The sequence below is a fragment of the Serratia nematodiphila DZ0503SBS1 genome (genome assembly GCF_000738675.1).
Lineage (GTDB): Bacteria > Pseudomonadota > Gammaproteobacteria > Enterobacterales > Enterobacteriaceae > Serratia > Serratia nematodiphila.
Genome location: NZ_JPUX01000001.1, coordinates 2,179,608 through 2,198,857, shown reverse-complemented (window position 1 = coordinate 2,198,857; position 19,250 = coordinate 2,179,608). Strand labels below are relative to the sequence as shown.

16 protein-coding genes are annotated in these 19,250 nt (G+C 62.8%); 3 read left to right on the top strand and 13 right to left on the bottom strand.

Annotation, left to right across the window (positions count from 1 at the left end):
* Nucleotides 1-112 precede the first annotated feature (112 nt).
* Complete coding sequence (gene trmJ, locus JL05_RS10070; protein WP_015378781.1) at nt 113-847, bottom strand: tRNA (cytosine(32)/uridine(32)-2'-O)-methyltransferase TrmJ; 735 nt, start codon at nt 845-847, stop codon at nt 113-115.
* 119 nt (nt 848-966) lie between these two features.
* On the opposite strand from trmJ, the gene suhB reads away from it, so the two are divergent.
* Nucleotides 967-1,770 carry an inositol-1-monophosphatase gene (suhB, locus tag JL05_RS10065; RefSeq protein WP_004941400.1) on the top strand — a complete coding sequence of 268 codons (804 nt, stop codon included), beginning with the start codon at nt 967-969 and terminating at the stop codon, nt 1,768-1,770.
* Nucleotides 1,771-1,826: 56 nt separating this feature from the next.
* Here suhB and JL05_RS10060 read toward each other — a convergent pair whose 3' ends face one another.
* Together JL05_RS10060 and JL05_RS10055 are read right to left on the bottom strand one after the other, a co-directional pair.
* Nucleotides 1,827-2,849 carry a nickel/cobalt transporter gene (locus tag JL05_RS10060; RefSeq protein WP_033632324.1) on the bottom strand — a complete coding sequence of 341 codons (1,023 nt, stop codon included), beginning with the start codon at nt 2,847-2,849 and terminating at the stop codon, nt 1,827-1,829.
* On the bottom strand, nt 2,840-3,475 hold the full coding sequence (locus tag JL05_RS10055; protein ID WP_050501234.1) for a DUF1007 family protein: 636 nt from the start codon (nt 3,473-3,475) through the stop codon (nt 2,840-2,842). The genes JL05_RS10060 and JL05_RS10055 overlap by 10 nt, the downstream gene beginning before the upstream one ends.
* 182 nt (nt 3,476-3,657) lie before the next feature.
* Between JL05_RS10055 and csiE the strand changes: the two genes are divergently transcribed.
* A complete protein-coding gene (gene csiE / locus JL05_RS10050; RefSeq protein WP_033632322.1) occupies nt 3,658-4,923 on the top strand; it encodes a stationary phase inducible protein CsiE in 1,266 nt (421 codons plus the stop codon).
* Here the strand turns inward: csiE and JL05_RS10045 are convergent, their stop codons facing one another.
* Both JL05_RS10045 and glyA read right to left on the bottom strand, forming a co-directional pair.
* Nucleotides 4,924-6,069 (bottom strand): 3-phenylpropionate MFS transporter, encoded by a 1,146-nt coding sequence (locus tag JL05_RS10045; protein ID WP_021504511.1) that lies wholly within the window; start codon nt 6,067-6,069, stop codon nt 4,924-4,926.
* Nucleotides 6,070-6,225: 156 nt separating this feature from the next.
* Nucleotides 6,226-7,479 carry a serine hydroxymethyltransferase gene (glyA, locus tag JL05_RS10040; RefSeq protein ID WP_025303922.1) on the bottom strand — a complete coding sequence of 418 codons (1,254 nt, stop codon included), beginning with the start codon at nt 7,477-7,479 and terminating at the stop codon, nt 6,226-6,228.
* 357 nt (nt 7,480-7,836) lie between these two features.
* On the opposite strand from glyA, the gene hmpA reads away from it, so the two are divergent.
* Nucleotides 7,837-9,027 carry an NO-inducible flavohemoprotein gene (gene hmpA, locus JL05_RS10035; protein WP_033632321.1) on the top strand — a complete coding sequence of 397 codons (1,191 nt, stop codon included), beginning with the start codon at nt 7,837-7,839 and terminating at the stop codon, nt 9,025-9,027.
* 37 nt (nt 9,028-9,064) lie between these two features.
* Here the strand turns inward: hmpA and JL05_RS10030 are convergent, their stop codons facing one another.
* The 8 genes from JL05_RS10030 to JL05_RS09995 all read right to left on the bottom strand — a co-directional run bounded on the left by JL05_RS10030 (nt 9,065) and on the right by JL05_RS09995 (nt 19,217).
* Nucleotides 9,065-10,249, bottom strand: a complete 1,185-nt coding sequence (locus JL05_RS10030; protein WP_033632320.1) for a c-type cytochrome — start codon at nt 10,247-10,249, stop codon at nt 9,065-9,067.
* Nucleotides 10,246-12,156, bottom strand: coding sequence for an NAD(P)/FAD-dependent oxidoreductase (locus JL05_RS10025; protein WP_033632319.1), 1,911 nt, complete (start codon nt 12,154-12,156; stop codon nt 10,246-10,248). The genes JL05_RS10030 and JL05_RS10025 overlap by 4 nt, the downstream gene beginning before the upstream one ends.
* 85 nt (nt 12,157-12,241) lie before the next feature.
* Complete coding sequence (gene patD, locus JL05_RS10020) at nt 12,242-13,666, bottom strand: aminobutyraldehyde dehydrogenase (RefSeq protein ID WP_033632318.1); 1,425 nt, start codon at nt 13,664-13,666, stop codon at nt 12,242-12,244.
* 35 nt (nt 13,667-13,701) lie between these two features.
* On the bottom strand, nt 13,702-14,508 hold the full coding sequence (locus JL05_RS10015; protein WP_004941378.1) for an ABC transporter permease: 807 nt from the start codon (nt 14,506-14,508) through the stop codon (nt 13,702-13,704).
* Nucleotides 14,498-15,442, bottom strand: a complete 945-nt coding sequence (locus tag JL05_RS10010; protein WP_033632317.1) for an ABC transporter permease — start codon at nt 15,440-15,442, stop codon at nt 14,498-14,500. The genes JL05_RS10015 and JL05_RS10010 overlap by 11 nt, the downstream gene beginning before the upstream one ends.
* A 1-nt stretch (nt 15,443) precedes the next feature.
* On the bottom strand, nt 15,444-16,472 hold the full coding sequence (locus JL05_RS10005) for an ABC transporter ATP-binding protein (RefSeq protein ID WP_033632316.1): 1,029 nt from the start codon (nt 16,470-16,472) through the stop codon (nt 15,444-15,446).
* A 53-nt stretch (nt 16,473-16,525) separates the two neighbouring features.
* Nucleotides 16,526-17,680, bottom strand: a complete 1,155-nt coding sequence (ydcS, locus tag JL05_RS10000) for a putative ABC transporter substrate-binding protein YdcS (RefSeq protein WP_019452335.1) — start codon at nt 17,678-17,680, stop codon at nt 16,526-16,528.
* Between the two features lie 73 nt (nt 17,681-17,753).
* Entirely contained in the window at nt 17,754-19,217 is a 1,464-nt protein-coding gene (locus tag JL05_RS09995) for a gamma-aminobutyraldehyde dehydrogenase (protein WP_033632315.1), read from the bottom strand.
* Nucleotides 19,218-19,250 lie beyond the last annotated feature (33 nt).

Here is a 19,250-nt window from a genome sequence, read left to right as displayed (position 1 = left end):
TTAACTCAAGTATTAGCACGTTTTGAACTTAGCAAGAACAAAGGTATATAAAATACATGTTATAACCTTTGGATAACTAATACTATTGTCGCCCACCGTGATGCCACATCAATTAATTACCTTGATGTTTATCCTGTTTCTCGATCGACGTCAGCATGCCGCGCAGGATATTCAGCTCCTGCCCTTCCGGGCGCGCGCGGGTGAACAGCCGACGCAGACGGTTCATCACCTGGCCCGGATGCGACGGGCGAATGAAACCGGTGCGCTGCAGCGTCTGCTCCAGATGCTGATAGAAACGCTCGAGGTCGTCCACCAGCGGATACGGCGTCTCTTCCAGCTGTGGCGCGCCCGCCTGTTGGCGATCGAGGTAAGCCACGCGCACTTCGTACGCCAGGATCTGCACCGCCATCGCCAGGTTCAGCGAGCTGTAGTCCGGGTTGGCCGGAATGGCGACGTGGTAGTGGCACTTTTGCAATTCATCGTTGGTCAGCCCGACGCGTTCGCGGCCGAACACCAGCGCCACCGGCGCGTGCTCGCCTTCATGCACCGCGCGCACGCCGCATTCGCGCGGCTCCAGCATCGGCCACGGCAAGGTGCGAGAACGTGCGCTGGTGCCCACCACCAGGCTGCAGCCGGCGATGGCGTCATCGAGGGTATCGACGATGGTGGCGTTGCCGATCACGTCGCTGGCGCCGGCGGCCAGGGCGATGGCCTGAGAATCGGGTTTGATCAGCGGATTAACCAGATAAAGGTTGGTTAAACCCATGGTTTTCATGGCTCTGGCGGTCGAGCCCATGTTGCCGGTATGTGAAGTCTCTACCAGAACAATGCGGATATTGTGCAGCATACAAACTCTGAGCGTGGCGGAAAATCGCAGCATCTTAACACAGCCGTAGGCAATTTGCCGAACAGCTGCTATACTTCGCGCCGTTTCCTGTTCTTTAACATCCTAGTTGGAAGATACCCATGCATCCGATGCTGACTATCGCCGTGCGCGCTGCGCGCAAGGCCGGTAACCTGATTGCCAAAAACTACGAAACCCCGGACGCTGTAGAAGCGAGCCAGAAAGGGACCAATGACTTCGTCACCAACGTCGATCGCGATGCAGAGCATCTGATCATCGACGTCATCCGCAAGTCTTATCCGCAACACAGTATCGTGAGCGAAGAACGCGGTGAGCTGATCGGCGAAGATCGCGATGTGCAATGGGTGATCGATCCACTGGATGGCACTGCAAACTTCATCAAACGTTTCCCTCATTTCTCCGTTTCCATCGCCGTACGCATCAAAGGCCGTACCGAAGTGGCCGTGGTTTACGATCCAATGCGCAACGAACTGTTCACCGCCACGCGCGGCCAGGGCGCACAGCTCAACGGTTACCGTCTGCGCGGCACCAACGCCAAAGATCTGGATGGCACCATCCTGGCGACCGGCTTCCCGTTCAAAGTCAAACAGCACGCCACGCCTTACATCAACATCGTCGGCAAGCTGTTCACCCAGTGCGCGGACTTCCGCCGCACCGGTTCCGCTGCGCTGGATCTGGCCTATGTCGCCGCCGGCCGCGTGGACGGTTTCTTCGAAATCGGCCTGAAGCCGTGGGACTTCGCCGCAGGCGAACTGCTGGTGCGTGAAGCCGGCGGCCTGGTCACCGACTTCGTCGGCGGCCACAACCACTTCAGCTCCGGCAACGTGGTCGCAGGCAACCCGCGCGTGGTGAAAGCCATGCTGGCCACCATGCGTGAAGAACTGAGCGAAGCGCTGAAGCGTTAATCGCCAGAAGCGAATCGTAAAAAAGCGCTGCCGATGCAGCGCTTTTTTTATGCCCGTTAGCGGGAGAAGAGGCGGATGCCGCCGCCGAATTCCGGCTGCGCGCTGACGTACAATAGCAGCCCGGCGGCCAGCAGGATCAGGCCACCGGCCAGCGCCAGCGAACCCCAGGCCACCGCGCTCCAGGCGGCGGGCGCGCGCGAACGGCTGAGGCGCACCGCCAGCCGGCGGCTGTAATGCACCAGCAGCGCCAGCATGGAGATGGTCAACGAGGTGCCGAACGCCATCGCCAGCGCGGAGATCACGCCCCAGCCAAACACGCCGATCACCTTGGAGAACAGCAGCACCAAAATCGCCCCCGAACAGGGACGCATGCCCATCGCCAGCACGATGGCGGCCTGAGTGCGCCAATCGCTTCCCGCCTGCAGCTCGCTGTCGCTCGGCAGATGCCGGTGGCCGCAGCCGCAATTGGCGCTGTGGACATGATCCGCCGCCAGCGGCGTCAGGCTGTTGATGCGCAGCGCCGGCGCCGGACGCATCGCCTTGATCGCCGCAAACAGACGTTTCAGCGCGCGCCAACTCAGCAGCACGCCAAGCAGCATCACCAGAATAAAACTGCCCTTCTCCAGCCAAAAGCTGCTTTGGTGCAGCTGGCGCGAAGAGAGCTGCAACACCACCAGCATCAACGTGACCAGCGCGATCGCCACCAGCCCCTGCACCAGCGAAGCGGCGAAGGTCAGCTTCAGGCTGCTTTTCAGCCGCGCTGGGTGGGTAGCCAGATAGGTGGCGATCACCACTTTACCGTGGCCGGGGCCGAGCGCATGCAAGACGCCATAGCCGAGGCTGAACAGCATCAGCGCCAGCCCGGCCTGCTGCGGCGCGGCCTTCACCTGCTGCAACAGCCCCGCCATCTGCTGGTGCAGCGCTTTTTGCCATACCACGCTCTGCATCAGCAGCTGCGGCCAATAGTGCCACGCCAGCAGCGCGGCGGCCGCCAGCGCCAGCGTAAACGGCAGCAGCGGCCACAGGCCGAAGGCCCAGTGGCGCCGGCTCGTCGTCGGTTGCGAGAGATTCAGCGACATTGCAGCGTCACCCGCTGGGCGAACTGCTGCCCCAGCGCCAGGTCTTCGCCGGGCGAGTCGTTCTTGTCGAGCGACAGCGCATAGGCCTGCAGCGACGCATTCGGCTTCGGCGTCATCAGCTTGTAGCTGCACTGCTGCGCCATCTCCGGCGGCAAATGCAGCGCATTTTGGTCTTTATAGGTCATATCCACGAAATAAGTCGGATCGTAAGTAGAAAGCTCGAACGGCTTGCCCGCCAGCGGCTGCGGCTCGGCCAACGGCAGCACGAACTCCAGCACCGCCTGGTTGCCCTGGCGCGACAGGTGATATTCGCTGGGCAAGTTCAGGTATTTCACCGGCTTACCGCCGCGGTAAAGGTCGGTGAAATAGTGCTGCCCCAGCACGTTGGCCATCACTTCCGCCGCCAGCTTTTTCCACACTTCCGAATCGCTCTTGGCGTTTTTCGCATCGTAGAGCAGATCCGCCGAGGTGATTTCATCCATCACCCACACCATTTTCAGGCCAACCAGCCGCTGGTCTTTGGCGACAAAGGTGGTGTTCATATCAATAAAGCTGTGCGGATGAGCGATCGCACCGGCGCTGAACACGGCGCCGAGGGCAGCCAAAAGACGACGTAACTTCATCATTATCCTGTCTTACCTGCATTTGTTATAACGTAACACAAATAACTGCCGAACGGCCCGCCTCTCCCGGCGATATTTGTGACGAAAGTTGTAAGCCGAAGTAAAAGCCGCGCTGTCATCCTGACGTTACAAAGCCTTTTGCTATGCTTAGGCATAATCGCAACCTTTTATGCCGGAAGGTGATAATGAGCCTGGACACCTCTCCCGTGCCCGAGCTCTCCGGACAACAACGGCGCTGCCATCTGCTGCTGATGCTGTACACGCCGGAGCCCGAGTTACAGCTGGAGACCCTAAGCCGAATCAACGGCGTCGCCCCCCCGATAACCCGGCAAGATATAGCCGAGGTGGCCAGTGAAATCCAGCGTTTCCACCACCTGGAGATCGCCGTCGATCCCGACCATGGCTACCAACTGCGGGGCAGCGCGCTCGACCAACGCCTGTGCCTGATCCATTGGCTGCGGCGGGCCCTGCGCTGCAGCCCGCAGTTCGTCGAAAGCGACTTCGCCCCGCGCCTGCGGCTGGCGCTGACGGCCGATGCCGGGTCGGCGTCGCAGCTGGCTCAAGTGATAGATGCCTGCGAGCCGCTGCTCAACCGCCACTTCGACGCGCGCGACCGCCAATTCCTGCAGCATTATCTGCTCTACTGCGCCTGGCAAAACCGCCTGCAGCGCCATCCGCGTTTCGACGCCGTTCAACGCGACTGGCTGCGGCAAAAGCCGGAGCAGCGGGCCGCTGCCAGGCTGCATCAGGCCTGCAACCGGCTGTTTAACCAGCCGCCGCACGCGGACGAGCGCGATTTTTTGGCGCTGACCTTCACCCTGTTGAAAAATCACAGCTACCACAGCAATGACTCGGCGCAAGAGCAGAGATTGATGGCGGCGATCGACAGCATGGTCGAGCGTTTCCAGCAACTTTCCGGCATGGCCTTCAGCAGCAAGGCCGAGCTGGTCAGCCAGCTGTTCGCCCACCTGGCGCCGGCGCTGGAGCGCTGCCGTTTCGCCATCGGCATCGACAATATGCTGCTGGAAGACGTGGTGCGCAAATACCCGCGGCTGATGCGCACCACACAGGAAGCGCTGATACCGCTGGAGCAGGAGTACGGCGTGCATTTTTCCAACGAGGAGGCGGGCCTGGTGGCCATCAGCTTCGGCGCCTGGCTGATGCAGGACAACGCGCTGCAGGAAAAACAGGTGCTGCTGCTGACGCTGGACAATCCGCAGCTGGAAGAGGAAGTGGAATATCAGATCCGCGAGCTCACGCTGCTGCCGCTGAACATCAAATACCTACCGCTGAGCGACTATCTGCGCGGCGGCGCGCCGCAGGGCGTCACGCTGGTGATCACCCCTTATGCGGCGGTGCACAACGATCCGCACCCGCCGCTGATCTATACCGAACTGCCGCTGGAAACCCGGCAGCGCCAGGCCATTCGCGCGCTGCTGGAAGCGCCTTAATCACCGGCTGACGCTGACCGCCGGCGGCCGGATGAACAAGGCCGGCGCCGCGACCGCCGCCATCACCCAGAATACCCCGCCCTGCCAATGTTCGAACAGGAACCCGGCAATGACCGTCATGACGGCGATACCGCCGCCCATCGCCAGCGCCGAATACACCGCCTGCAGCCGGATCACCTCTTGCCCCTGGCGCGCGGCGATAAAGCGCATCGCCGCCAGATGGCACACGGTGAAGGTGCCGCAGTGCAGGATCTGGATCAGCAGCAGCCAACCCAGCTCGGTGCTGTAGGCCATCAGGCTCCAGCGCAGCACGCCGCAGCAGGCGGAAAGCAGCAGCAGGTTGCGCGCATTCCAGCGGCGGAACAGCACGTTGCTGCTGGCGAAAATAATCACCTCCGCCACCACGCCCAGCGACCACAGATAGCCGATGGTCGAGGCCGAATAGCCCGCCTCCTGCCAGTAAATGGAGCCGAAGCTGTAGTAGCCGGCGTGCGCCCCCTGCAGCAGCGTGACGCACAGCAGGAAGCGCCACACCGGCCCTTCTTTCAACAGCGCCCACAGCGAACGCTCGGCTCCGCCGTGCGTGCGCGCTTCGCCCTGCGGCATCACGCTCGGCTTCAGCAGCATGCCCAGCAGCATCGCCAGCACGCTGAAGATCAGGCTGTAGAGAATGGCGTTATGGCCCCACACCGCCACCAGTTGCCCGGTCAGCGCCGAGCCGATGACGAACGCCAGCGAGCCCCACAGCCGCACCCGGCCGTAGTCCATGCGGATTTGCTTTTGCCAGGTGGCGGCCAGCGCGTCGGTCAATGGCACCAGCGGCGAGAAGAACAGGTTGAACCCCGCTATCACCAGCATCAGCCAGCCCCAGCCGTTGCCGAAGCAGAAGCCAACCGCGAAAGCCAGGGTCAGCAGCGCCAGCAGGCGCAAGGCGGAGACCAGATGAGAGGGATCTTTAACGCGGGGAGCAATCAATAAACTGCCGAGGAAGCGGGCCACCAAACCGGCGCCGAGCAACATGCCGATGGTTTCGGGCGCGATGCCCTCGCCTTTCAGCCACACGCCCCAGAACGGTAAGAAGATGCCGTAGGAAAAGAAGTAGGTGAAATAACTGAGCGCGAGCCAACGCGTGGATTGCAGAACCATGATCCCTCCGGTGTGAGGGCAATACTTTGACAGAGCTCACACCGGCCCGCAATCTTCATTCCACTTCAATGCGTTAGAGTGCCAGACAGCTCACAGTTTGCCGCAAGCGGCCATAAAAAAACCCGCCGCAGCGGGTTTTGTCAGGCGAAAGCGGGATTAGGCGTAAACCGGCAGGCGGGCGCAGATATCCAGCACTTTCTTCTTGGTGCGTTCGATGGTGGCTTCATCGTTGATGTTGTCCAGCACATCACAGATCCAACCGGCCAGTTCGCGCACGTCGGCTTCTTTGAAGCCGCGACGGGTCACGGCCGGGGTGCCGATACGCACGCCGGAGGTGACGAACGGGCTCTTCGGATCGTTCGGCACGCTGTTTTTGTTGACGGTGATGTTGGCGCGGCCCAGGGCGGCGTCCGCTTCTTTACCGGTCAGGTTTTTGTCGACCAGATCCAGCAGGAACAGGTGGTTATGGGTGCCGCCGGAGACCACTTTGTAGCCGCGCTGCAGGAACACGTCCACCATCGCCTTGGCGTTGACCGCCACTTGCTGCTGGTAAACCTTGAACTCAGGCTCCATCGCTTCTTTCAGCGCCACCGCCTTGCCGGCGATCACGTGCATCAGCGGGCCACCCTGGCCGCCAGGGAACACGGCGGAGTTCAGCTTCTTGTACAGCTCTTCGTCGCCGCCCTTCGCCAGGATCAGGCCGCCGCGCGGGCCCGCCAGGGTTTTGTGGGTGGTGGTGGTGACGATGTGCGCGTGCGGCACCGGGTTCGGGTACACGCCGGCGGCGATCAGGCCGGCCACGTGCGCCATGTCGACGAACAGATAAGCGCCGATGCTGTCGGCGATTTCGCGCATTTTGGCCCAGTCAACCACGCCGGAGTAAGCGGAGAAGCCGCCGATGATCATTTTCGGCTTGTGGGTTTGCGCCTGTTTGGCCAGATCGTCATAGTCGATTTGACCTTTGTCGTCGATGCCGTAAGGCACCACGTTATACAGTTTGCCGGACAGGTTAACCGGGGAACCGTGGGTCAGGTGGCCGCCGTGCGCCAGGTTCATGCCCAGAATGGTGTCGCCCGGCTGCAGCAGCGCGGTGTACACGGCGAAGTTAGCCTGGGAGCCGGAGTGCGGCTGCACGTTGGCGTAATCGGCGCCGAACAATTCTTTGGCGCGGTCGATAGCCAGCTGCTCAACGATATCCACGTATTCGCAGCCGCCGTAGTAACGCTTGCCCGGATAGCCTTCAGCGTATTTGTTGGTCAGCTGGGAACCCTGAGCCTGCATTACGCGCGGGCTGGTGTAGTTCTCAGACGCGATCAGCTCGATGTGCTCTTCCTGACGCACCACTTCCTGCTCCATGGCACGCCACAGTTCCGCATCGTAATCGGCAATGTTCATTTCACGCTTTAACATCCGGCATCTCCTGACTTAAATCAGCTAACTAAAAAATCACCAAATAACTACCCGTTTGGGGTCTGGGCCACAGTGTAAACCGTTTCGCCCTACCGAAGATAGGTCTTGACAGAGGTTTTTACGCAAACGATTGGCATAAGGCGGCGCAAGGCTTTGATCCGCGAAACGCTGCCGTTTATCAACGGACATTTCCTCATGCGAACAATGCGCTTTTTTCATGTTCTGTGAGCGCGATCGACGCCCGAAGAACACCGCAACGAAAACAAGGGTATTTACAAGCGGCGCGGAACCCAATAAGATGCATTTAAAATGCATCATTAAAATTCTCGTCAAGATCCCAACCCAAGGAGCGCTCCCATGCTGGATAGCCAAACCATCGCCACCGTGAAATCCACCATCCCCCTGCTGGCAGCAACCGGGCCGAAGCTGACCGCCCACTTTTACGATCGCATGTTCGCCCACAACCCGGAATTGAAAGACATTTTCAATATGAGCAATCAGCGCAACGGCGATCAGCGTCAGGCGCTGTTCGACGCCATCTGCGCCTATGCCGCCAACATCGAGAACCTGGCGGCGCTGCTGCCGGCGGTGGAGCGCATCGCGCAGAAGCACACCAGCTTCAATATCCAGCCGGAGCAGTACAACATCGTCGGCGGCCACCTGCTGGCGACGCTGGACGAAATGTTCAGCCCGGGTCAGGAAGTGTTGGACGCCTGGGGCAAAGCCTACGGCGTGCTGGCCAACGTGTTTATTCAGCGTGAAGAGCAGATTTATCAGCAGAGCGAAACCGACAACGGCGGCTGGCGCGATCTGCGCGCGTTCCGCATCCTGAAGAAACAGCCGCAGAGCGACGTGATCTGCAGCTTCGTGCTGGCGCCGGTGGACGGCGGCCGGGTGGCGGACTTCAAACCGGGGCAATACCTGGCGGTCTACATCAAGCACGACAGCCTGGAGCATCAGGAAATTCGCCAGTACTCGCTGACCGCCTCGCCGAACGGCGAGTTCTACCGCATCGCGGTGAAGCGTGAAGATCAGGGTAAAGTGTCCAACTACCTGCACCAGCAGGCGCAGGAAGGCGACGTGATCGACATCGCCCCGCCGCACGGCGACTTCTTCCTCGACGTGACGCCGACCACGCCGGTGGCGCTGATCTCCGCCGGCGTCGGCCAAACCCCAATGCTCGGCATGCTCAACAGCCTGCACGACAGCCAACATCAGGCGCAGGTCCACTGGCTGCACGCGGCGGAAAACGGCAGCGTGCACGCCTTTGCCGAGGAAGTGGCGGATATTGCCGGGCGCATGCCGAATCTGAGCCGCCATGTGTGGTACCGCGAGCCGGGCGCCGATGACGTGGAAGGCCGCGACTACCACAGCCGCGGATTGATGGATTTGAGCGCGCTGCAAGGCAGCCTGGCCGATCCGCAAATGCACTATTACTTCTGCGGCCCGGTGGCCTTCATGCAGTTCGTGGGCAAACAGCTGTTGGAGATGGGCGTAGAGGCCGAACGCATCCACTACGAATGCTTCGGCCCGCATAAGGTGCTGTAATGCGTGCGGAGCGCGGCCGTCAGACCGCGCTCCCCCTTCATTTCTCCTGCAGTTGGCGCGCGTCCTGCACCTGCTGCACCGTCACCGGCGCCGCCTGGTTGCCCCAGCTTCCCCGCAGATAGCTCATCAGATCGGCCGCTTGACGATCGTTCAACGCCCAGCCATAAGCCGGCATGTCGAACGCCATCGCCCGTTGCGTGATCGGCGTATGCGCCCCTTCCAGCACCACCCGCAGCGCGGTCAGCGGATTATCCGCCGTTACCGTGGCATTGCCCGCCAGCGCCGGAATGGCGAAGTCGGTGCCTTCACCTTGATTGCCGTGACAGGTCGAGCAGTACATCGCATAGGTCGCCTTGCCGCCCGAATTATCCGCCTGCGCAGCAGATGAGGCAGGTTTGGCGGCGGTGTCCGGCGCCAGGCTGCGCAGGTACACCGCGATGGCGTTCAGATCGCCGTCGCTGAGGTACTGCGTGCTGTGGGTCACCACCTCGCTCATTGGCCCGGCGACCGCCGCATGGCGGCTGCGGCCGGTTTTCAGCAGCGCCGTCACCTCCTCCGGCGGCAGGCCGCGCAGATTGGAGGCGTACCAGCCGTCCAGCTCGGCGCCGCTCAGGAACACCGGCTCCTTACCGTCCAGGCCCTTCTCCTGCATCGCCCAGCCGCGCGGCGTGTGGCAGCTGCCGCAGTGGCCTGCGCCTTGCACCAGATAGGCGCCGCGGTTCCACTCGGCGCTTTGCTGCGGATCCGCCTGATACGGCTGGTCGTCGTGGAACAGCTGATTCCACACCGCCAGCGGCCAGCGCATCGACAGCGGCCAAGTGATATCGCTGTCGCGGTTGGCGACGTTCTGCGCCGGCACCTCGTTCATCAGATAGTCATACAGCGCGCGCATGTCTTCCGTGCTCATTTTGGCGTACGAGGTGTACGGCATCGCCGGATAAAGCCGGTGACCGTCTTTGGCGATCCCCTGACGCATGGCGCGATCGAACTCTTCGAATGAGTAAGCGCCGATGCCGTGCAACTTGTCCGGCGTGATGTTGGTGGCGTAGATAGCCCCGAGCGGCGTCGGGAACTTCATGCCGCCCGCCAATTCGGCGCCGCCCGGCGCGGTATGGCAGGCGGTGCAGTCACCGGCTTTGGCGACGTATTCCCCGGTCGACATCGCCTGAGCCGAGCCGCCGGCGGCCAACAGGCTCAACAGGTACAGCGAACGCAGACTCATGCTCCCTCCTTGGCGGCAACCTTGCCGTAGGCCAGTTCGTTAACCGCGCGCCACGCCTGATCGATCGCCGAGTTGGCGTACGGGCTCCAGTCGGCATCGGAGTTGGCGATAGCGATCTTGCCGATCGGCTGCCGCGCCGTTTCGATGATTTTCTTGGCTTCGTCTTCGTCGTCAAACAGCCCGTTGAGGAAGTAGGAGTAACCGTGCGACCAGCGGTTGACGGTGATCGCCTGAATGTCGCGCTGATGATCGAAACCGGCCTCGCCCAGCATGCCCTGCAGCTGTTCGCGGATCATCTGTTCGTGCACTTCGAACGGCGTGCCCAGCAGCAGCGCGCGCCCTTTACGCGACTGTTCGCGCGTGCTGAGGCCGCTGCCCGGCAGCGTCGGCACATACACCATATGCAGGCCGATCGGCCGATCCGGATCGCGCGGGTGCTGATAGCCGCCCATGCTCACCGGATAGTCCAGCTTCACGCGGCTGTACGGCGCGGCCGGCGAATAAACCTCGTGCACGCCCAGCTTGATGAACGGCTGCCAGTTGCGGATCACCACCTTGCTGTACACCAGCGGCGCCTTGACGTTCTGCTTCAGCGCCTCCTGCTGCTCGTGCGACATCTCCGGCACCAGATACGGGATCATCATGTTGTAGCCGGCCATCACCACCTGCCCGGCGCGCACTTTGGTCATCTTCTCGCCGGTCATGTAGGTGACTTCCACCTTGTCGCCGACGTTGGCCGCGTGCAGCCCGGTGCTGTTCAAACGCAGCTTCACCGGCGATTCCGGCCGATCGAGCTGGCTGTAGTCGAATTTAGCCAGCACCACGTCGTTCATGTCCTTGCCTGCCGGCGCCACCGCCGGGATCAGCTGGCGCACCATCAGGCGCGCCAGCGTGGCGTTGCCGTCCGGGAAGTGGAACACGTAAGGATCGTCGAGATCCGCCTGCGACTCTTCGTCCAGCGGCGGCAGATTCATGCCGTTCAGGCCCGGCAGATCGCAAATGCGCGCATCGCTGCACGAGGTGCCATCGATGCCCACCGCCTGGAAATCGTTGGTGGTCTGCTGGAAATAACGGATCGCCAGCTCGCTCAGGCCCACCTTCTCCCGCAGGAACTGGGTATAGCTGTGGGTATCGAGCCACTCGACCTTCTGCTCCAGCGTCATCTCCGGCAGATAATCCTTCTCCACCGTGTGCAGCGCGATCAGCGCCTGGCGATCGCTTTCCGGCAGCGGGAAATCGCCGATGAACGCGTCATAAGAGCGGCCGTTGAGGCGATCGCGCGGGATGTCGTCCGCCACCGTGCGGCCCGGATCGCCGCTCACCACCTTGTCGACGCCGAAGTTCTTGCGATCGAAGTAAACGCCGCGGCTCAAATTCAAATCCGGGTAGAAGGTGGTGTCGAAAGCCTGTTCCAGTTGGTCGATATCGACGCCGAGCTTGCGCAGCAGCCCCATCGCCACCGGGCTGAAGTTGGAGCGCGGCGACTGCAGCGATTCGCTGCCGCCGTAGCCGAGCAGCATGCCGTCGTCGCTGTTGAACTCGTTACGCTTGGCGTGGCCGCCGAAGTCGTCGTGGTTGTCGATCAAAAGAATGCGCTGCTGCTCGCCCTTCAGCTGCTGCCAGAAACAGGCGGCCGCCAGGCCGCTGATGCCGGCGCCCACCACCACCAGATCGAACTCTTCAACGGCGGGCACGCTGCCGAAGTCAAAGGTTTTTCCGTCGCGCCCCAGCTGATGCGCATGCTCGAACGAGCCCGGATGATTACCCCGCAGCCCGGTCAGCGCCGGCGGGTAGTACAGGGTTTGATTGGCGGTTTGCGGCGACGCGCGCAGGATTTGCAGCGGCGTCAACCCGGCGGCGATGGTGATCGCCACCCCGTTGAGAAAATCGCGTCTGGTGATACCCATATAGGCTTCCTTTCAATTTTTATTATCATCGGCCGGCCGGGGCCGGCCCAAAGGCCGCGCTATTGTGCGGATAATTATTGTAAAATCAATGTTTGAACATCACATGACGAATGGCCGTGTAATCCTCCAGCCCGTACATCGACATATCCTTGCCGTAGCCGGACAGTTTCTGGCCGCCGTGCGGCATTTCGCTCACCAGCATGAAGTGGGTGTTCACCCAGGTGCAGCCGTATTGCAGGCGGGCGCTTAAGCGATGCGCGCGGCCCACGTCGCGGGTCCACACGGACGACGCCAGCCCGTAATTGGATTCGTTCGCCCAGGCCAGTACCTGCTCTTCGTCGTCGAACGGCGTCACCGTCACCACCGGGCCGAACACTTCGCGCTGCACGATCTCATCGTCCTGGCGCGCGCCGGCCAGCAGCGTCGGCTGGAAATAGTATCCCGGCCCCTTCACCTTCTCGCCGCCGGTCACTACCTGCACATGCGGCAACGCTTTGGCTCGCTCGACAAAACCGGCCACCCGCTCCAAATGCTGGGCGGTAATCAACGGCCCCAGCTCGGTGGTCTCGTCGTCCGGCGCGCCGATCTTCAGGCTGGCCACCGCCTCGCCCAGCCGCTTCACCAGCTCGGGATAAATGCTTTTCTGCGCGTAGATGCGGCAGGCGGCGGTGCAATCCTGCCCGGCGTTGTAGAAGCCGAAACCGCGAATGCCGTCCACCACCTGCTGCAGATCGGCGTCGTCGAACACCAGCACCGGCGCCTTGCCGCCCAGCTCCATATGGGTGCGCTTAATGCCGGCGGCGGTGTGGGCGATGATGTGCTCGCCGGTGGCGATCGACCCGGTCAGCGACACCATGCGCACCTTGTCATGCCCGGTCAGCCGATCGCCCACGCTGGCGCCGCGCCCGAACAGCACGTTGAGCACGCCCGGCGGGAACAGCCCGGCGGCCAGTTCGGCCAGTTTGAAGGTGGTCAGCGGCGTCTGCTCCGAAGGCTTGATCACCACGCAGTTGCCCGCCGCCAAGGCCGGCGCCAGTTTCCAGGCCGCCATCATCAGCGGGTAGTTCCACGGCGCGATCGAGGCCACCACGCCGAGCGGATCGCGGCGGATCATCGAGGTGTGCCCGGCCAGATACTCACCGGCCGCCATGCCGGTCAGGCAGCGGCTGGCGCCGGCGAAGAAGCGAAATACGTCGGCCACCGCCGGCAGCTCGTCGTTCAGCACGCAGTGATAAGGCTTGCCGCAGTTGAGCGACTCCAGCCTGGCGAAGGTCTCGGCATGCTCGTCGATCAGATCCGCCAGCTTGAGCAGATGCTCGGCGCGCTCCTTCGGCGTGGTTTGCCCCCAGGCGGCGAACGCGGCGTCCGCCGCCAGCACCGCGCGATCGACCTGCTCCGGGCTGGCCTCCGCCACCTGCGCGATCACTTCGCCGGTCGCCGGGTTATACACCGGCTGGGTCGCGCCCTGGCCATTCACCAGTTGGCCGTCAATCAACAGTTGGCTTTGCATAGGGTTATCCTTTTATCAGAGGTCGGGTAAGGAAATTATTTGCCGCTGCCGGCGACGCTTTCCCCACCTTTGGTCAGGTAGTAAGCGCCGAGGATCGGCAGCATGGTCAACAGCATCACCGACAGCGCCACCACGTTGGTGATCGGCACGTCGCGCGGGCGACCGAGCTGGTTCAGCAGCCACAGCGGCAGCGTGCGCTCGTGGCCGGCGGTAAAGGTGGTCACGATGATTTCATCGAACGACAGCGCAAACGCCAGCATGCCGCCGGCCAGCAGCGCCGAGCCGAGGTTCGGCAAGATCACGTAACGGAAGGTTTGCCAGCCGTCGGCGCCAAGATCCATCGAAGCTTCGATCAGGCTGTACGAGGTGCGGCGGAATCGGGCGATGACGTTGTTGAACACGATCACCACGCAGAACGTCGCATGGCCGACGACGATGGTCAGGATGCCCGGCTCGATGTTCAGCGCCTTGAACGCCGCCAGCAGCGCCAGGCCGGTGACGATCCCCGGCAGCGCGATCGGCAGCAGCAGCAGCAGCGAAATGCTGTCTTTGCCGAAAAAATCGCGCCGATACAGCGCCGCCGCCGCCAGGGTGCCGAGCACCAGCGCGATGGCGGTCGCCAGGCAGGCGATCTGCGCCGACAGCAGCACCGCATCGAGGATGTCCTGCCGCCCGGCGGCGACGTTGAACCAGTGCAGCGTAAAGCCCTTCGGCGGGAAGCTGAAGGCCGCGTCTTCGGTGTTGAAGGCATAGATGGCGATGATCGCCAACGGGAAATGCAGGAAGACAAGTCCGCCCCAGGCGGCCAGCTTCAGCCCTAAGGGCGCGCGTTCAGAGTGCATCGAAAGCCCCCAGACGTTTGACGATGGAAAGGTAGATGGCGATCAGAACGATCGGCACCAGCGTAAAGGCCGCGGCCATCGGCATATTGCCGATCGCGCCCTGCTGGGCGTAGACCATGCTGCCGATGAAATAGCCCGGCGGCCCCACCAGCTGCGGCACGATAAAGTCGCCCAGCGTCAGCGAAAAGGTGAAGATCGACCCGGCGGCGATGCCCGGCACCGCCAGCGGCAAAATGACGTGGCGGAAGGTCTGCGCCGGCCGGGCGCCCAGATCCGCCGAGGCGTGCAGCAGCGAGGGCGGCAGGCGCTCCAGCGCCGCCTGGATCGGCAGGATCATGAACGGCAGCCAGATATAGACGAACACCAGAAAACGCCCCAGCCCCGAGGTCGACAGCGTGTTGCCGCCAACGCCGGGCACCGTCAGCAGCGAAGCCAACAGCGGCTCCAGCCCCAGGTGCTGCAGAAACCATTGCGCCACGCCGTCTTTCGCCAGCAGCAAAGTCCAGGCATAGGCTTTAACGATATAGCTGGCCCACATCGGCATCATCACCGCGATGTAGAAGAACGCCTTGACGCGGCCGCTGGTGTAGCGCGCCATGTAATAGGCGATCGGGAACGCCAGTACCGCGCTGGCCAGCGACACCAGCACCGCCATGGTCAGCGTGCGCAGGATGATGTCGTAGTTGGCCGGGTTGAACAGCGCCGCCAGGTTGGCGAAGGTCAGATCCGGCGTCACCGCCATGGTGAAATCGTCGAAGGTGTAGAACCCCTGCCACAGCAGCGTCAGCAGCGAACCGAGGTACACCGCGCCGAACCACAGCAGCGGCGGCACCAGCAGCAAAAGCAGATACAGCGTCGGCCGGCGATAGAGCCAGGTCGACAGCGCGCGCACGCTACCACCGCGCGCCGAGGGGGAATCGATGCTCATGTCCATCTCACCTCTCCTCCAGCAGTGGCACCATCGCCGCACGCGGCCAGCAGGCGACGATCGGCTGGCCGATCTGCCGCTGTAGCCCTTCGGCGATCCACTGCGGATTGGCCTGGCTGACCAGCAGCTTTTCGCCGCCGTTCAGCGCGATCTCATAGCGCGTGGCCGCGCCCTGGTAGTGGATTTCCTGCAGCGTGCCCTGCACCTGGATTTCGTCCTGCGCCGCGCCGCCTTGCTCCAGCAGGCGAATATGCTCCGGCCGGATCGAGAAGGTTCGGCTTTCGCCGAGCAGGCGCTGCGCCAGCTCGCTGCGCACCACGTTGGAGGTGCCGACGAACTCGGCGACGAACGGCGTCTTCGGCCGCATGTAAAGCTCGCGCGGCGTATCCACCTGCTCGATGCGGCCGTTATTGAATACCGCCACCCGATCGGACATCGACAGCGCTTCGCTTTGATCGTGGGTGACGAAGATAAAGGTGATGCCCAGCTGGCGCTGCAGCTTCTTCAGTTCGCCCTGCATCTGCTCGCGCAGCTTGAGATCCAGCGCGCCGAGCGGTTCGTCCAGCAGCAGCACCCGCGGCCGATTGACCAGCGCGCGCGCTAGCGCCACGCGCTGCCGCTGGCCGCCCGACAGGTGCGCCGGCTTGCGTTCGGCGACGAAACCGAGCGCCACGCTCTCCAACGCCTCTTGCGCCCGCGCCAGCCGCTCGCGTTTGGCGACGCCCTTCACCATCAGGCCGTAGGCGACGTTTTCCAGCACCGACATGTGCGGAAACAGCGCGTAATCCTGAAACACGGTATTCACGTCGCGCTGATACGGCGGCAGGTTGGCGGCTTCCTGGCCGTGAATGCGAATCGAGCCGGAAGTGAGCTGTTCAAAGCCGGCGATCAGGCGCAGGCAGGTGGTTTTGCCCGAGCCGGACGGCCCGAGCATGGAGAAGAATTCCCCGTCCTGAATGTCGATGGATACCCGATCCACGGCGCGAACATCGCCGAAAGTCCGCGAAACATCGATGAATTGCACGGCAATGGTCATTTTCTGTGCTCCATTCTGATGTAATTCGGGCGCAGCGGGCTGCGCCCCGCGGCTTAGCGGCCGCCCATGATGGCGATGTAATCCTGGGTCCAGCGGCTGTACGGCACGAACTTGCCGCCCTGCGCCTGCGGCGTTTTCCAGAAGGCGATTTTGTCGAACTGGTTGAAACCGTTGGTTTCGCAACCCTTCTCACCCAGCAGCGCGCTGGCCTTGCAGCCCGCCGGTGAAGCCGGCACCGACCCGAACCAGGCCGCCACATCGCCCTGCACCTTCGGCTCCAGCGACCAGTTCATCCACTGGTAGGCGCAGCTCGGGTGTTTGGCGTCGGCATGCAGCATGGTGGTGTCCGCCCAGCCGGTCACGCCCTCTTTCGGGAACACGGTGGCGATCGGCTGCCCTTCGCCCTTCAGGGCGTTGGCCTGATACGGCCAGGCGCTGGAGGCCACCACGCCTTCGTTTTTAAAGTCGCTCATCTGCACCGAGGTATCGTGCCAGTAGCGGTGGATCAGCGCGTGCTGGCTGCGCAGCAGCTTCAGCGCCGCCTGATACTGCTCTTCGTTGAGCTGGTAAGGATCGCTGATGCCGAGCTGCGGCTGGGTGGCCTTCAGGAACAGCGCCGCGTCGGCGATGTAGATCGGGCCGTCGTAAGCCTGCACCCGGCCCTGGTTGCTCTTGCCGTCCGGCAGGTTCTGCTGCTGGAAGATCACCGCCCAGCTGTCCGGCGGCGTCGGGAAGGTTTTGGTGTTGTACATCAGCAGGTTCGGCCCCCACTGGTACGGCGTGCCGTAGGTTTTGCCGTCCACGGTGTACCAGGCGCCGTTCAGCAGGCGCGGATCGATGTTCTTCCAGTTAGGGATCAGCGCGGTATTGATCGGCTGCACCCGCTTGCCGAAGATCAGGCGCAGCGAGGCGTCGCCGGAGGCGGTCACCAGATCGTAGCCGCCCTTGGCCATCAGGCTGACCATTTCATCGGAGGTGGCGGCGGTCTTCACGTTCACCGCGCAGCCGGTTTGCTTCTCAAACTGGGTGACCCAGTCGTAGTTTTTGTCGGACTGGCCGCGTTCGATGTAGCCGGGCCAGGCGATGATGTCCAACCGGCCTTCGCCTTTGCCCAGCGACTGCGGCAGATCGGCCGCCTGGGCCAGGCCGCACAGCACGGTGAGGCAGAGCGCGGAGACGGTGGTGGTGACTGCGGTAGTTTTTCCCATCGTAATTACCCCTGTGTTGCTTATCGGTATGCGGCAGGGAACGGCTGCCGCCTGATTTTTCTTGATATAACCGTTAGAAGCCGGCTTTGAACTTCGCCATTACGTGCCTGACAACGCTGTAATCCTGCAGCGAATCGCTGGACAGATCCTTGCCGTAGCCGGAGCGTTTCAGGCCGCCGTGCGGCATTTCGCTCGCCAAGGTGAAATGAGTGTTGATCCAGGTGCTGCCGTACTGCAGATGGGCGGCAATGTGCAGCGCCCGATCGATATTTTGCGTCCACACCGACGAGGCCAGCCCGTATTCCGAGTCGTTGGCCCACGCGACCGCCTGCTCCAGGTGTTCGAAGCGCGTGACGCTGACCACCGGGCCGAACACCTCGCGCTGCACGATCTCGTCGCTTTGCAGGCAACCCGCCAGCAGGGTCGGCTGGTAGTAGAACCCCGGCCCGGAGTGCGCCGCGGCACCGGTGATCAATTCGATATGCGGTTGGCTGAGCGCCCGCTCGACAAAGCTGGCGACGCGATCGCGCTGACGGGCACTTATCAACGGGCCGATCTCGTTGTCCTGATCGCGCTTGCGGGCGAAGCGCAGGCTGGCGACCGCTTCGCCCAGCGCATCCACCAGTTTGGGATAGATGCCGGCCTGCGCGTAGATGCGGCAGGCGGCGGTGCAGTCCTGGCCGGCGTTGTAATAGCCATAGGTGCGAATGCCGTTGACCACCTCGTCGAGATCGGCGTCGTCGCAAACGATCACCGGCGCCTTGCCCCCCAGCTCCAGATGGGTGCGCTTGACGCTTTTGGCCGCCGCCTGGAGGATTTTTTGCCCGGTGACGATATCGCCGGTGACCGACACCAGCCGCACCTGCGGGTGCCCCACCAGCTGGCTGCCGACCCCTTCACCGCCGCCATAGACGATGTTCAGCACGCCCGGCGGCAGGATCTCTTGCAGCGCCGGCACCAACGCCAGAATGGTCAGCGGCGTATGTTCGGAGGGTTTAAACACCACGGTATTGCCCGCCGCCAACGCCGGCGCAATCTTCCACGCCGCCATCATCAGCGGATAGTTCCAGGGGGCGATCGAGGCCACCACGCCAATGGGATCGCGGCGGATCATCGAGGTGTGGCCCGGCACATACTCACCGGCCAGTTGCCCTTGCTGCGTACGCACCGCGCCGGCAAAGAAGCGGAACACGTCGACCGCCGCCGGCAAATCGTCATTGAGCGCCTGATGCAGCGGCTTGCCGCAGTTGAGGGCCTCCAGCTGCGCCAGCTGCGGCGCCTGCCGCTCGATGGCGTCGGCGATGCGCAGCAACAGCGTGGCGCGCTGGGCCGGCGTAGTGCGCGACCAATGGCCGAACGCCTGCTGCGCGGCTTTTACCGCGCTGCCGACCTGCGCCGAAGAGGCTTCGGTCAGGGCGATCAGCGTCTCGCCGTTGGCCGGATTGACGATGCATTCCTGCTGGCCTTCGCCGTCGATAAGCTGACCGTTAATGAACTGCTGACAGGACAAACCTGAGAGAACCTGCACATCCGCCATCGCCTGACGCCCCTAAGTGACAAAAACGTTAAC

Coding starts and splice junctions, on each gene's coding strand:
- trmJ (WP_015378781.1), bottom strand. CDS start 847: ATGCTGCACAATATCCGCATTGTTCTGGTAGAGACTTCACATACCGGC.
- suhB (WP_004941400.1), top strand. CDS start 967: ATGCATCCGATGCTGACTATCGCCGTGCGCGCTGCGCGCAAGGCCGGT.
- JL05_RS10060 (WP_033632324.1), bottom strand. CDS start 2,849: ATGTCGCTGAATCTCTCGCAACCGACGACGAGCCGGCGCCACTGGGCC.
- JL05_RS10055 (WP_050501234.1), bottom strand. CDS start 3,475: ATGATGAAGTTACGTCGTCTTTTGGCTGCCCTCGGCGCCGTGTTCAGC.
- csiE (WP_033632322.1), top strand. CDS start 3,658: ATGAGCCTGGACACCTCTCCCGTGCCCGAGCTCTCCGGACAACAACGG.
- JL05_RS10045 (WP_021504511.1), bottom strand. CDS start 6,069: ATGGTTCTGCAATCCACGCGTTGGCTCGCGCTCAGTTATTTCACCTAC.
- glyA (WP_025303922.1), bottom strand. CDS start 7,479: ATGTTAAAGCGTGAAATGAACATTGCCGATTACGATGCGGAACTGTGG.
- hmpA (WP_033632321.1), top strand. CDS start 7,837: ATGCTGGATAGCCAAACCATCGCCACCGTGAAATCCACCATCCCCCTG.
- JL05_RS10030 (WP_033632320.1), bottom strand. CDS start 10,249: ATGAGTCTGCGTTCGCTGTACCTGTTGAGCCTGTTGGCCGCCGGCGGC.
- JL05_RS10025 (WP_033632319.1), bottom strand. CDS start 12,156: ATGGGTATCACCAGACGCGATTTTCTCAACGGGGTGGCGATCACCATC.
- patD (WP_033632318.1), bottom strand. CDS start 13,666: ATGCAAAGCCAACTGTTGATTGACGGCCAACTGGTGAATGGCCAGGGC.
- JL05_RS10015 (WP_004941378.1), bottom strand. CDS start 14,508: ATGCACTCTGAACGCGCGCCCTTAGGGCTGAAGCTGGCCGCCTGGGGC.
- JL05_RS10010 (WP_033632317.1), bottom strand. CDS start 15,442: ATGGACATGAGCATCGATTCCCCCTCGGCGCGCGGTGGTAGCGTGCGC.
- JL05_RS10005 (WP_033632316.1), bottom strand. CDS start 16,472: ATGACCATTGCCGTGCAATTCATCGATGTTTCGCGGACTTTCGGCGAT.
- ydcS (WP_019452335.1), bottom strand. CDS start 17,680: ATGGGAAAAACTACCGCAGTCACCACCACCGTCTCCGCGCTCTGCCTC.
- JL05_RS09995 (WP_033632315.1), bottom strand. CDS start 19,217: ATGGCGGATGTGCAGGTTCTCTCAGGTTTGTCCTGTCAGCAGTTCATT.